Raw genomic sequence first — 12,601 nt, 5'->3', positions numbered from 1 at the left:
GAGCGTCGATGAAGGTCTGTGTGGTTGGCCAAGGTGGGCGTGAGCACGCGTTCGCGACCACCTTGGGGAGAACGGCCGAGGTGGTCGTCACGCCCGGGAATCCCGGCATCCCGGCGAGTACCGGGACACCCCCGACCGAGATCGATGCGGACCTCTACGTCATCGGGCCGGAGGGTCCGCTGGCAGATGGCCTGGCGGATCGCCTGCGTGCAGACGGCCACCTGGTATTCGGACCAGGTGCCGACGGTGCCGCGCTGGAGGGATCCAAGGCGTGGATGAAGGAAGTCGTCAGCGCTGCGGGCGTGCCGACCGCGGCCTACGCCACCTTCAACGGCGAGCCGGAGCAGCGCCGAGCAGCGCATGCCTACCTGGAGACGCTGTCCCCGCCATACGTCATCAAGACCAGTGGGCTCGCCGCAGGCAAGGGCGTGCTGGTCACCGAAGAGCTGGCGGAGGCCCACGCTGACGTCGACGCCAAGCTCGACGGCACTGCGTTCGGGGATGCCGGCCGTCGCATCGTCATCGAGGAGGGACTGCGAGGTCCCGAGGTGTCGCTGTTCGCACTCTGCGATGGCCGCCGTGCGGTGCTGCTGCCCACAGCCGTGCGCGACCACAAGCGCATCGGTGACGGCGACACGGGGCCGAACACCGGCGGCATGGGCTGCGTCTCGCCGCTGGCAGATGTCGATCGGGCAGCCTGCGAGGAGCTGTCCGCGATGGCCTTCGAGCCGACGCTGGCCGAACTGACCCAGCGGGGCGTCGACTACCGCGGTGTGCTGTACGCGGGCTTCATGCTGACGCCCGCCGGGCCGCGCCTGCTGGAGTTCAACGTTCGGTTCGGCGATCCCGAGGCTCAGGTCACGTTGCCGCGCATCGAGAACGATCTCGCTGGACTGCTGGCGTCGGCTGCAGCGGGTGAGCTGACCGACGAGGTCGTCGTGTCCGACGACGCCATGGTGTGCGTCGTCTGCGCCGCTGCGGGCTACCCGGTCGCACCCCGTACCGGCGACGTCATCGAAGGCCTCCAGCGAGCGCGCGAGGTCCCCGGCGTGACGGTGTTGTGCGCAGGAGTCGCGGAGGTGGACGGCCGGGCTTCCCCGGGGGGAACTCTGGTGACAGGAGGCGGCCGGGTGGTGAACGTGTGCGGACGTGGAGCCGACGTGGCGACGGCGCGTGACCGGGCGTACGAAGCTGTTCGATGCATCAGCTGGCCCGGCATGACCTACCGCACTGACATCGCTGCAGCCGAAACCCTGCTCGTCGCTGGCGACCGCTGATGGCTGTGCACGCGGGTGTGTTTCGGCGCTGCGAGCACGGACTCGGGTATCTCCCTCTTGGGTACTCCGGGCGGCGAGACTTGGATCGACCCGACACTGTTTCATTCGCTATCTCACTCATTGGCTCATTCGTCGGCAGGCAGCGGGCCCACCGCCGCGCAGGACACGTCAGGGGAGCACATCGATGAAGGTCGCAATCTTGATGGGTTCGCCGAGCGATGCGCCGAAGATGGAAGCCGCTGCCGAGATGCTCGACCGGTTCGGCATTGGCCACGTGATTGAAGTGATGAGCGCCCATCGCACGCCAGCAGCCGTGGCGGCGTTTGCTTCGGGAGCACGGGACGCTGGCTTCGCTGCCGTCATCTGCGGCGCGGGAATGGCGGCTCATCTTGCTGGGGTCGTGGCCGCACACACGACTCTGCCGGTGATTGGCGTGCCGCTCAGCGGCGGCCTCGCCGACGGCCTCGACGCGCTGCTGTCCACCGTGCAGATGCCGAAGGGCATTCCTGTCGCGACAGTCGCAGTCAACGGGGCAGCCAACGCTGCGGTGCTCGCCACCGAGATCATGGCAGTGAACGATGAGCAGCTCGCCGCCCGCTTGGCAGAGTTCCGCGGCGCGGGTGCACGGTGAGGCTGACGTGAGCCGAGCCGAGGTCCCCAACTATCTGGCGACGCGTTACGCCTCTGCGGAGATGGCCGAGCTGTGGTCGCCCAGGCACAAGGTCATTCTTGAACGCTGGCTGTGGATCGCTGTGCTCGAAGCCCAGCGCGATGCCGGAGTCGACGTTCCCGATGGCGCTCTGGAGGCCTATCGCGAGGTGGCCGACCAGGTTGACCTCGAGTCCATCAACGAGCGCGAGCGGGTCACGCGACACGACGTGAAGGCGCGCATCGAGGAGTTCTGCGCGCTGGCCGGCCACGAACAGATCCATCGCGCCATGACCTCGCGGGATCTCACCGAGAACGTCGAGCAGTGCCAGGTGCGTGAAGCGCTGCAGCTGGTCACCGAGAGGATGGCGGCGTTCATCATGCGCGTTGCCGCTCTGGCGACCGCCCACCGCGATCTCGTGATGACCGCCCGCACCCACAATGTGCCTGCGCAGGCCACCACGCTGGGCAAACGATGGGCCAACGTCGGCACTGAGGCGCTGGTGGCCACCGAACGCCTCGAAGATCTGACAGCCCGCTACCCGCTTCGCGGCCTGCGTGGCCCTGTGGGAACGCAACAGGACCTGCTCGAGCTGCTGGGCGGCGACGCCGAAGCAGTCGACCATCTGGAGCGCCGCATCGCCGACGAGCTGGGCTTCGCCCGTGTGCTGGGCTCGGCTGGTCAGGTCTATCCCCGCTCGCTCGACCTGGACGTCGTCGCTGCACTCGTGGGCGCCGCCGCCCCGCTGGGCAATCTGGCGCTCAGCGTGCGCCTGATGGTCGGACACGAGCTGGTGACCGAGGGCTTCGCAGCGGGTCAGGTGGGATCGTCGGCGATGCCGCACAAGATGAACACCCGCTCGAGCGAACGCATCAACGGTCTCGTGACCATCCTTCGAGGACACCTGACGATGGCATCGCAATTGGCGGGCGACCAGTGGAACGAGGGCGACGTCAGCTGTTCGGTGGTCCGGCGCGTGGTCCTTCCCGACGCTTTCTTCGCACTCGACGGGGCACTTGAGACAGCGTTCAGCGTCCTGGCCGGCTTTCGCGTGTTTCCCGGACGCGTCTCAGCCGAACTGGACGAGTATCTGCCGTTCCTCGCGACGACTCGCCTGCTGGCCGCGGCGGTCGCGGCAGGTGCTGGCCGGGAGCAAGCGCACGAGCGCATCGGCGCCCACGCGACCGCTGCAGCACTGGCGCTACGCGAGGGAACGGTCGACCACAACGATCTTGCCGAACGCATCGTCGCCGATCCCTCCCTGGCGCTCGACGCCGACGACGTCGCAGCGGCGCTCGCCGATCCGGCCTCGTTCAGCGGCCGCGCTGTCGACCAGGTCGATGCCTTTGTGGCAGCTGCCAGCGAAGTAGCGGAGCGATACCCCGCTGCTGTGACCTACACAGGGGGCGAGGTGCTGTGAGCCTCGCAGCACTGAGCGCACCGAACAGTTGGATCTCGAAGGGAGCACAGTGAGCGAGCTTGAGTTGGTCCACCGCGGCAAGGTGCGCGAGATGTACTTCGTCGACGACAGGCACCTCTTGATGGTCGCAAGCGATCGCATTTCGGCATTTGATGTCGTGTTCACAGAACCAGTGCCCGACAAGGGCCGCGTGCTAACCGCCATGACGGCCTGGTGGTCGTACTGGCTCGGTGACATAGCGCCGACCCACGTGGTCTCCAGCGACCCGGCCGACTTTCCGGCGGCCGCACGTCGGAGCGAGTGGATCGGCCGCTCGCTCCTGGTCCGCCGGGCGGAGATGCTGCCGATCGAGTGCATTGTGCGCGGCTACATCACAGGTTCGGCGTGGAAGGAATACCGGGAGCACGGCACGATGCACGATGAGCCGTTGCCGGCTGGGTTGCTCGAATCGCAACAGCTTCCCGAACCAGTCTTCACACCATCGACCAAGGCCACTGATGGGCATGACGTCAACATCTCGTTTGCCGCGGCCGCCGACTTGGTCGGAGCCGAAGCGGCTGAGGCCGCGCGCCGGATATGCGTCGATGCGTACAGCACTGCGGCCGCCCATGCGTTCGAGCGAGACATCATCATCGCCGACACCAAGTTCGAGTTGGGCTTTGTCGACGGCTCGCTGGTCATCGCCGACGAGTGGCTGACACCCGATTCGTCTCGTTTCTGGCCCAAGGCCCACCACAAGCCCGGTGCAACGCCCCCGTCGCTCGACAAGCAGCCGGTTCGGGATGCCACCGAGGCCACCGGCTGGAACAAGGAGCCACCGCCCCCGCCGCTGCCCGACGATGTGGTCGCTGCCACACGCGCTCGGTACATCGAGGCGTACGAGACATTGACCGGCGAGTCATTCGAGGACTGGGTGGCACAGCCAGGCGTCTTGGCGGAAGCCACCGCTTCATGAAGCGCTGGGACGTCTTGGTAGAGGTATCGCCTCGAGCTGAGATCGCCGACCCGGCCGGATCCACGATCGAACGCGCATTGGCGGCGCTGGGTTTTGGCGGCGTCAGCGGCGTCAGGGTCGGCAAGGCCATCCGCATGGAGCTCTTGGCGGCAGACGCGGTCGAGGCGCGGATGGTGACGGAGCAGATGTGCGACCGCCTGCTGGCGAATCCGGTGATCGAAGATGCCCGTATCGAATTGCGTGCCGCGGAGCAGGATCACGGCACGTGAGCGTCACCGTCGGCGTCGTCCGATTTCCCGGCACGAATTGCGATCTCGACACACTCGATGCGTTGGAGGAGTTGGGGACGAAGACCGAATTGCTGCGGAGTGACGACACGTCGCTGCAAGGTGTTGACGCAGTCGTGATACCAGGAGGATTCGCGCACGGCGATTACCTCCGAACCGGAGCAATCGCTCGATTCTCGCCGATTATGGACGCTGTGGCGTTGTTCGCGAGCGCTGGTGGTCCCGTCGTCGGCATCTGCAATGGATTCCAAGTGTTGACCGAAGCAGGCCTACTCCCCGGGGCTCTGCGTCCGAATGCCGGGCTCTCCTTTCTGTGTCAACCGCAGCAGGTCGCCATGGCTTCCGTGAACCATGTGCTCGGGCATGGGTTGGCACTGTCGGAAGAACTGAGCATTCCGATCAACCACTTCGAAGGCAACTACGTGTGTGATCCCGAGACTTTGCAGCGTTTGCACGACAATGACCAAGTAGTGATGCGATACATCGGCAACCCGAATGGATCGGTGGACGATATCGCCGGAATCTGCAGCGAATCTCGCAATGTCGTGGGCCTCATGCCCCACCCAGAACGCGCTACGTCCGAGCTATTGGGCTCAACAGATGGGACCAGACTGCTCGAAGCGTTGCTGCACGCGGCAAGCACCTGCCAACTGACGAGCGCCACACGGCTTGAAGGAGAAATAGGTACTATGATCCAAGCTTCTTGCGCTGTGGCTGGGATGGTCTGAAGTGTCAGCCGCCCCGTGTGATTCCCGCACGGGCCAGCATTTCTGCTGGGACGCCGAATTCACGCCAAGTGGCGTACTGGATTCCCTTGCGTTGCCCGTAGTTGACGGCGTGGGTGACAAAGCCCTCTTCGACGGAAGCCATATCGGGTTCGACCTGCAACGCCTCAATAGCCGCTTCAACGTCCCGGCGTTCTTGCATCAAGAGCAGGCGCTTGATCGGCTTTGCCTCGGCAATCTGGGTATCAATTGCGTCCTTCTTGGCATTCAACGACTCGGTGCTCTGCCGGCGACCCGGCCGCGGCCGATGCGTTTCGAGGGCCTCAAGATAGTCGCGCACTGCAGCGGCTTCGATGCGCCCAGCAGCAATTGCAGCCTTGTGCTCGTCGGACATTGTTCGTTCGCTCATGGTGCTTGTATAGCACGTTCGCAACCCAGTTGTATGTCCCAGAGTCGATGTGACCGGTTGATGTGACTGCAGTGTCTCCCACTTCTTCGAGCATTCATGTGGCGCTCGGTCTCACTGACCCTGAATACAACCGCATCTGCGAACTTCTGGACCGCGAGCCAAATCATCTTGAGCTCGCGATGTATGCAGTCATGTGGTCGGAACATTGTTCGTACAAGTCATCGCGTCGGCATCTTGCTCGTTTGCCAACTGAGGCGCCGTGTGTGCTCGTCGGTCCCGGTGAGAACGCGGGGGTAGTCGATGTGGGCGACGGGATCGCCGTTGCATTGCGCATCGAGAGCCATAACCACCCCTCGGCTATCGAGCCGTATCAAGGTGCGGCGACCGGAGTCGGGGGCATCTTGCGCGACATCTTCACCATGGGCGCGCGACCTATTGCCTTAGCCGATCCCTTGCGCGTCGGACCACTTGACGAGCCACGAAGCAATTGGATTGCTGAGGGAATCGTCAGCGGGATATCTGGTTATGGCAATAGCGTCGGTGTTCCCACCATTGTGGGCGAGTTCGTGTCGTGTGAGACCTATCGCGACAATCCGCTCGTCAATGTGGCCGCACTCGGGATCATGCCGACGGAGCGTCTTGTCTTGGGTCGTGCGACCGAAGTGGGCAGCTTGGCTGTCCTGATGGGCGCGAGCACGGGTCGCGATGGAATTGGGGGCGTCAGCGTGCTGGCGTCTGCGGGCTTCGACGAAGGAGTCGACGACGCAGCCAAACGGCCGAGCGTTCAGGTCGGCGATCCCTTTGAGGAGAAGCGTCTCATCGAGGCGTGCTTGGAGATGCTCGATGCAGGACTCGTCAGCGGAATCCAAGACCTTGGTGGAGCCGGGTTGACCTGCGCCGCGAGCGAGACAGCTTCACGGGGCGGGACCGGCATGGAGGTTGATGTCACCGCGGTGCCGTTGCGCCAAGTCGGCATGGTCCCGTTCGAAATCATGACGTCGGAATCTCAGGAGCGAATGCTGGCGATTGTCTCGCCGGGCAACGTTGATCAGGTGCGCGCGATCTGCGAAGCGTGGGAAGTGACGGCAACGGTCGTTGGGCGTGTGACTGGCGACGGGATGCTGCGTGTGCGCGACGGTGCCGACGGCGAGGTTCTCGCCGAGATTCCTGCCGCCACATTGCACGACGACGCACCGACGTATGACCGGCCCATGCGGCCGCCCGCCGACATGGCGGCACGCCGGGACGTCGACCCAGCCACCGGCTCGGGCGACGTCAGCCCGGGCGAGTGTGCGGGGGATCTGCTGGCGATGCTGGCGGATCCGCTCTGGGTGTACCGGCAGTACGACCATCAGCTGTTCTGCAACACGGTCGTCGGTCCCGGCCACGATGCCACGCTGCTGCGATTGCGCGACCCCCGCTCCGGCACGCCCACGGGCCGGGGCCTGGCGGTCTCGGTCGACGGCAATCATCGCTGGTGCGATGCTGATCCTGGCCGGGGCACTGCCATGGTCGTGATCGAATCGGCGATGAACCTTGCCTGCGTCGGGGCTGATCCGCTCGCACTCGTGAACTGCCTCAATTTCGGCAATCCGACGCATCCCGAGGTGATGTGGCAGCTGTCAGAGACCATTGACGGCATGACCGAAGCCTGCGATGCGCTGGGTATACCGGTCGTCGGAGGCAACGTCAGCCTCTACAACGAGACCAACGGCATCAATATCGCTCCGACGCCGGTGGTCTGCATGATCGGTATCCACCCTGAACTCGTGCGGCGGCCGGTCCCCGACAGCTTGCGAGCTGGGACCGAACTCGTGCTCCTGGCTGCGCCCGAGGTTGCGCCCGGCAACATTCGCGGGCCGCAAGCCCCCTCGGCGCAGCCGGTCCCGCTCGGCGGCAGCCGGTGGGCATGGGAACGCCGCCACTGCCGAGACGGGGCGTTGCCGGTGATCGACCTCCCCGGTGCGGTCGCAACCGCCCGCTTCGTGGCCGCAGCGGTGCGGGACAAGCTCGTCCAGTTCGCCCACGATGTCTCTGACGGGGGGATTGGGTTGGCCATTGCAGAGATGTGCTGCCGCGGGGGCGCGGGCGTGCAAGCCCGGATCCCGCCGCTTGGAGCATCTGCGCCCGCGGTCCGTACGTTGTTCGCAGAGCCACCGGGTCGCGTCCTGGCGGCCGTCGAACCTGGTGACGTCGAACGCCTTGCGCGTGTGGCTTCGTCGGTGGGCGTCGAGTGCCGCCGCCTTGGCCGGTTCGGCGGATCGAGGGTGCAGATCGGCCGCCGTGGGGAGCCCGGCTACGACATCGACCTTGCGCTCGCCGACACCGTCGCCCGGTGGCGCGGCGCCTTGCCCCAATCGTTCGCGGGGCCGATCGATGGAGCAGCGGCATGAGCGAGGCTCCCAACGAAGGCGTGGATCTCATCAAGCCGCGCGAGGCCTGCGGTGTCTTCGGCGTGTACCTGCCGGGTGGACCGGTCGCTCACCTGTGCTACCTCGGGCTGTACGCACTGCAGCACCGTGGGCAGGAATCGGCCGGCATCGCAGTGTCCGATGGCACGCACATCACGGTGGTGAAGGACATGGGCCTGGTGGCCAGCGTCTTCGACGACCGCGTGCTGGCGGGACTCGAAGGCGACCTCGCCATCGGTCACACCCGCTACTCCACGACGGGTTCAAGCTCGTGGCGGGCGGCGCAGCCGTTCTACCGCTGTCTCGATGGAACCGAGTTCGCCCTGGGTCACAACGGAAACCTCACCAACACGGCTGAGCTGGCGACCTCGTCAGGGATGCTGGACGGCGTCGTCACCAGCGACAGCGACTTGGTCGCCGAGCTGATAGCGCAGCGCGTCACCGCTACCCCGCAGACAACCCGCACCCGGCCGCGCGAGGCGGTGGCCGAGGCGCTGGCACACGTGCTGCCCAGCCTGCGCGGCGGATTCACGTTCGTGGTTGCCGACCGCGACCGCCTGATTGGGGTTCGCGATCCGCACGGCATCTGGCCGTTGTGCGTCGGGCGCCTTGACGGCGGTTGGGTGCTGGCTTCGGAAAATCCCGCGCTGGAGGTTGTCGGGGCATCGTTCGAGCGCGAGATTCAGCCGGGCGAGATGATCATCATCGACGCAGCCGGGTGCCGCTCACTGTGGCCCTTCGCAGGCGGCGGAAGGGCTGGCGAAGGCGCGCCCTCGCGCCTGTGCGTCTTCGAATTCGTGTATTTCTCGCGTCCCGACACCACCCTGGCCGGACAGAACGTCCACGCTGCACGCCAGCGCATGGGGGCCCACCTGGCGACCAATGCGCCAGTCGAGGCCGACTTGGTCATGCCTGTACCCGAATCGGGCATTCCCGCAGCACAGGGCTACGCACGCGCCAGCGGAATTGCCTACGGCGACGGACTGGTCAAGAACCGCTACATCGGTCGCACGTTCATCACTCCGAACCCGCTCGTCCGGTCGCTGGGTGTACGAACGAAGCTGAATCCGATCAGCTCCAACATCGACGGGCGCCGGCTCGTGGTGGTCGACGATTCGATCGTGCGGGGCACCACCACTCGATCCATAGTGGACCTGCTGCGCGGGGCTGGCGCCACCGAGGTGCACCTGCGCATCTCCTCGCCCCCGTACCGCTGGCCGTGCTTCTACGGCATGGACACGGGCACGTCCGATGAGCTGCTGGCGGCGAACCGCGATCTGGAACAGATCGAGGCGTTCCTGGGGGTCGACTCGCTGTCCTACCTCAGCCTCGACCAGCTCATCGAAGCAACCGGCGTGCCGGGCGGCGGTTTCTGCCATGCATGCCTGACAGGCGCATACCCGGTCGAGATTGGCGCTCAGGCACGAGCGGAAGTCTTCGGCGGCGGCGCCAGCGAGCCCAGCCGCTCGCTCATCGCGACGGGCAGCGTACAACCGGCTGCCGTCGCGGGATCCGTCGCGGGATGACAGACGAACCTGTCGCCACGCCTGCCGGCATCACCGCGGCCAGCGACACGGGGCCGTTGACGTATGAGACAGCAGGGGTGAGCATCGCAGCCGGCGACGAAGCGGTCCGCCGATTGGCGCCGCACGCTCGCAGCACGTTCCGGCCAGAAGTGCTGAGCGACATCGGGGCCTTCGGCGCGGTCACGGCGCTGCCGGACGGCTTCACCGAACCGGTGCTGGTGAGTGCGAACGACGGTGCCGGCACCAAGCCGCTCATCGCCGCGGCGCTTGGCCGCTGGGACACCATCGGGATCGATGTGGTGGCCATGTGCGTCGACGACATCGTCACGCTCGGCGCGCAGCCCTTGCTGTTCCACGATCAGATCACTGCGGGGCGACTCGAGCCCGATGTCGTCGAGGCGATTGTGTCCGGCTTGGCGGCCGGCTGCCGCAGCGCCGGCTGTGCCCTGGTCGGTGGCGAGCTAGCGGAGCATCCCGATGCGCTCGCACCTGGAGAGGTTGACATCGCCGGCTTCGCTGTGGGCGTAGCCGAGCGCGCGCGGCTGCCTCGACCGCTCACCGGGGAACCCGTTGTGCTCGTTGGGCTGGCATCGGGCGGGTTGCGATGCAACGGCTACAGCCTCGCCCGCCGCGTCCTGCTCGGCAGCTCGCCAGAACCGGACCTGCTCGATGCGCCGGCATGGCCAGGTGCCGATCGCACGCTGGGCGACGAGCTGCTGGCGCCGTCGGTGATCTACGCCCCGACAGTGCTAGCGCTCTTTGCCAAGTGCGATGCACGCGGGGCCGCCCACATCACGGGCGGGGGACTGGCGCCAAACGTGGCGCGCATGCTGGGACCCGCCGCCGACGCCGTGATCCAGCGCGGCACCTGGCCGGTGCCGACCATTTTCAGCCACATCGCCAGCACTGGACCGGTGATGCCGTCGGAGATGGAACGCGTCTTCAACCTGGGGATCGGCATGGTGGTTGCTGTGCCGCCTTCACAAGCAGATGCTGCGGTCGCCACGGCTCACGCTGCGGGCTACGAGGCTTGGATGATCGGCGAAGTCGGGCCCGGTACCGGCACCGCCTGCCTTGTCAACCCTGATACCTAGCCGGCGCCCAATACCCTGCCAGCGCTGCAGCCGCGCCAGGAGCACTGATGACTGCCACCGCAGGGTCTCGACCCACCGCCGCCTTCTCCGCCACGCTCGAGGTCGAGCTTGCCCACGTACCGGGCACACTCGGCCGGCTGTGCATGGCCATCGGTGACGTCGGGGGCAACATCCAAAGCCTCGACGGCTTCACCATCATGCAAGGAACCCTGACCCAGCACATCGTCGTGGACGCTTCCAGCGAGGCCCACATCGCCCAGATCTGCGCGGCGGTGAACGGCCTCGAAGGCATCACGGTCATCTCAGCCCTCGACCGCACCTTCGAACTCCACGCCGACGGCAAGCTCGAGACGGTCAGCCGCATCCCGCTGCGAAATGCCGACGACCTCTCCATGGCCTACACACCCGGTGTGGCCCGGGTGTGCCGGGCAATCGTGGACGAACCCGAGCGCGTCCACGACCTGACCATCAAGGGCAACACGGTGGCGATCGTCACCGACGGCACAGCGGTGCTTGGTCTCGGCGATATCGGTCCCGCCGCGGCGATGCCGGTGATGGAAGGCAAGGCGCTTCTGTTCAAGGAATTCGCCGGAGTGGACGCCTTCCCGATCTGCCTCGACGTCAACGAGCCCGCCGAGATCGTCGAGACGGTCATCCGGCTCGCACCGACCTTCGGCGGCATCAACCTTGAGGACATCGCTGCGCCCGGAGCCTTCGAGGTGGAAGAGGCGCTGCGCGCTGCGCTTGACATCCCCGTGTTCCATGACGACCAGCACGGCACTGCCGTGGTGGCGCTGGCCGCGCTCGAGAACTCGGCGCGCATCGTCGGCAAGGAGATGGCGAATCTGCGCTGCGTCATCCTGGGCGCGGGCGCCGCGGGCGTTGCGACGGCCAAGATCCTGCTCGGTGCGGGCATCGGCGACGTGATCGCGTGCGACCGCAAGGGCACCATCCATCCCGGACGCGCTGACTTGAATCACTCCAAGGCGTGGCTGGCGAACAACACGAACGTCGATCGCGTGGCGGGGTCGGTGTCCGACGCGATGGCGGGCGCTGATGTGTTCCTGGGCCTGAGCGGCCCCGGCCTCATCGCGCGCGCCGACGTCGAGACGATGGCCGATCGGCCGATCGTGTTCGCGATGGCCAATCCGGATCCCGAGATCCTGCCCGACGCCATCGCCGACATCGTCGGAGTCATGGCGACGGGTCGCAGCGACTATCCCAACCAGATCAACAACGTGCTCGCATTCCCGGGCATCTTCCGCGGCGCATTCGACGCTGACGCCACGGACATCACCGAGAACATGAAGATCGCGGCCGCTGAGGCCATCGCGGCAGCGGTGTCCAGTGACGATCTCAGCCCCGATCTCGTCATCCCCACCGCATTCGACCGCTCAGTCGTTCCGGCAGTTGCAAACGCGGTAGCCACGGCCGCAATCAGCGACGGCGTAACACGCAACACCAGCTGAGGCTCGCGAGTGCGGCGAAGCCTTGCGTTTTTCTATTGTCGCGAGTGCGGCGAAGCCTTGCGTTTTTCTATTGTCGCGAGTGCGGCGAAGCCTTGCACTCGCAAAAAGTGGTCGGGACCGGCGTCGATCCGGTGACCTCACGCTTTTCAGGCGCGCGCTCTGCCAACTGAGCTACCCGACCGCGGTCCCGACGGGATTTGAACCCGCGACCTCTGGCTTGACAGGCCAGCGTGAACTCCAGACTTCACCACGGGACCAGCTGTATTGCTGTGTGCTTGCACCGGCGTTGGGGCCGAGGTCCCTGCTGGTGCAAGAGCAGCAACGATAGCCACCTCGGTCATCAATCAGCGCCGATTTCGATGCGGTCGTCCAACCGTCG

General features: G+C 66.1%; 11 protein-coding genes and 2 tRNA genes. 10 read left to right on the top strand and 3 right to left on the bottom strand.

Annotated elements, in window-relative coordinates; translation table 11 throughout:
- Positions 1-8: 8 nt before the first annotated feature.
- The 6 genes from purD to purQ all read left to right on the top strand — a co-directional run bounded on the left by purD (position 9) and on the right by purQ (position 5,316).
- Entirely contained in the window at positions 9-1,277 is a 1,269-nt protein-coding gene (gene purD / locus ACPXYO_RS01685; RefSeq protein ID WP_423916146.1) for a phosphoribosylamine--glycine ligase, read from the top strand.
- Positions 1,278-1,461: 184 nt separating this feature from the next.
- Positions 1,462-1,908, top strand: a complete 447-nt coding sequence (gene purE / locus ACPXYO_RS01680; protein WP_423916145.1) for a 5-(carboxyamino)imidazole ribonucleotide mutase — start codon at positions 1,462-1,464, stop codon at positions 1,906-1,908.
- Positions 1,856-3,346 carry an adenylosuccinate lyase gene (gene purB / locus ACPXYO_RS01675; RefSeq protein WP_423916143.1) on the top strand — a complete coding sequence of 497 codons (1,491 nt, stop codon included), beginning with the start codon at positions 1,856-1,858 and terminating at the stop codon, positions 3,344-3,346. Before purE ends, purB begins: the two co-directional genes overlap by 53 nt.
- A 49-nt stretch (positions 3,347-3,395) precedes the next feature.
- Positions 3,396-4,301, top strand: coding sequence for a phosphoribosylaminoimidazolesuccinocarboxamide synthase (locus ACPXYO_RS01670; protein ID WP_423916142.1), 906 nt, complete (start codon positions 3,396-3,398; stop codon positions 4,299-4,301).
- The gene (gene purS, locus ACPXYO_RS01665; RefSeq protein ID WP_423916140.1) at positions 4,298-4,570 is read left to right on the top strand and encodes a phosphoribosylformylglycinamidine synthase subunit PurS; all 273 of its coding nucleotides are present in this window, start codon (positions 4,298-4,300) and stop codon (positions 4,568-4,570) included. The genes ACPXYO_RS01670 and purS overlap by 4 nt, the downstream gene beginning before the upstream one ends.
- On the top strand, positions 4,567-5,316 hold the full coding sequence (purQ, locus tag ACPXYO_RS01660; protein WP_423916138.1) for a phosphoribosylformylglycinamidine synthase subunit PurQ: 750 nt from the start codon (positions 4,567-4,569) through the stop codon (positions 5,314-5,316). The genes purS and purQ overlap by 4 nt, the downstream gene beginning before the upstream one ends.
- A 4-nt stretch (positions 5,317-5,320) precedes the next feature.
- Here purQ and ACPXYO_RS01655 read toward each other — a convergent pair whose 3' ends face one another.
- Positions 5,321-5,722 carry a hypothetical protein gene (locus ACPXYO_RS01655; RefSeq protein WP_423916136.1) on the bottom strand — a complete coding sequence of 134 codons (402 nt, stop codon included), beginning with the start codon at positions 5,720-5,722 and terminating at the stop codon, positions 5,321-5,323.
- Positions 5,723-5,784: 62 nt separating this feature from the next.
- Between ACPXYO_RS01655 and purL the strand changes: the two genes are divergently transcribed.
- The 4 genes from purL to ACPXYO_RS01635 are packed head-to-tail and all read left to right on the top strand — an operon-like array spanning position 5,785 to position 12,222.
- Positions 5,785-8,115 (top strand): phosphoribosylformylglycinamidine synthase subunit PurL, encoded by a 2,331-nt coding sequence (purL, locus tag ACPXYO_RS01650; protein ID WP_423916134.1) that lies wholly within the window; start codon positions 5,785-5,787, stop codon positions 8,113-8,115.
- Complete coding sequence (gene purF / locus ACPXYO_RS01645; protein WP_423916133.1) at positions 8,112-9,659, top strand: amidophosphoribosyltransferase; 1,548 nt, start codon at positions 8,112-8,114, stop codon at positions 9,657-9,659. The genes purL and purF overlap by 4 nt, the downstream gene beginning before the upstream one ends.
- The gene (gene purM / locus ACPXYO_RS01640) at positions 9,656-10,753 is read left to right on the top strand and encodes a phosphoribosylformylglycinamidine cyclo-ligase (RefSeq protein WP_423916131.1); all 1,098 of its coding nucleotides are present in this window, start codon (positions 9,656-9,658) and stop codon (positions 10,751-10,753) included. The genes purF and purM overlap by 4 nt, the downstream gene beginning before the upstream one ends.
- A 47-nt stretch (positions 10,754-10,800) precedes the next feature.
- A complete protein-coding gene (locus ACPXYO_RS01635; RefSeq protein WP_423916129.1) occupies positions 10,801-12,222 on the top strand; it encodes an NAD-dependent malic enzyme in 1,422 nt (473 codons plus the stop codon).
- Positions 12,223-12,330: 108 nt separating this feature from the next.
- Here the strand turns inward: ACPXYO_RS01635 and ACPXYO_RS01630 are convergent.
- Positions 12,331-12,403, bottom strand: a tRNA-Phe gene (locus ACPXYO_RS01630).
- Position 12,404: 1 nt separating this feature from the next.
- Positions 12,405-12,479 (bottom strand) — tRNA-Asp (locus tag ACPXYO_RS01625).
- Between the last annotated feature and the right edge of the window lie 122 nt (positions 12,480-12,601).

This window comes from Candidatus Poriferisodalis sp. (assembly GCF_965237655.1).
Lineage (GTDB): Bacteria > Actinomycetota > Acidimicrobiia > Acidimicrobiales > Poriferisodalaceae > Poriferisodalis.
Note: the sequence above shows the minus strand (reverse complement) of the source record. Positions and strands in the feature narration are given on the sequence as shown.

What these genes read in the sequence shown, in the direction of transcription:
- ACPXYO_RS01635 (WP_423916129.1), top strand. Translation starts at nt 10,801, where the DNA reads ATGACTGCCACCGCAGGGTCTCGACCCACCGCCGCCTTCTCCGCCACG.
- purM (WP_423916131.1), top strand. Translation starts at nt 9,656, where the DNA reads ATGACAGACGAACCTGTCGCCACGCCTGCCGGCATCACCGCGGCCAGC.
- purD (WP_423916146.1), top strand. Translation starts at nt 9, where the DNA reads ATGAAGGTCTGTGTGGTTGGCCAAGGTGGGCGTGAGCACGCGTTCGCG.
- purF (WP_423916133.1), top strand. Translation starts at nt 8,112, where the DNA reads ATGAGCGAGGCTCCCAACGAAGGCGTGGATCTCATCAAGCCGCGCGAG.
- purE (WP_423916145.1), top strand. Translation starts at nt 1,462, where the DNA reads ATGAAGGTCGCAATCTTGATGGGTTCGCCGAGCGATGCGCCGAAGATG.
- ACPXYO_RS01655 (WP_423916136.1), bottom strand. Translation starts at nt 5,722, where the DNA reads ATGAGCGAACGAACAATGTCCGACGAGCACAAGGCTGCAATTGCTGCT.
- purB (WP_423916143.1), top strand. Translation starts at nt 1,856, where the DNA reads ATGAGCAGCTCGCCGCCCGCTTGGCAGAGTTCCGCGGCGCGGGTGCAC.
- purS (WP_423916140.1), top strand. Translation starts at nt 4,298, where the DNA reads ATGAAGCGCTGGGACGTCTTGGTAGAGGTATCGCCTCGAGCTGAGATC.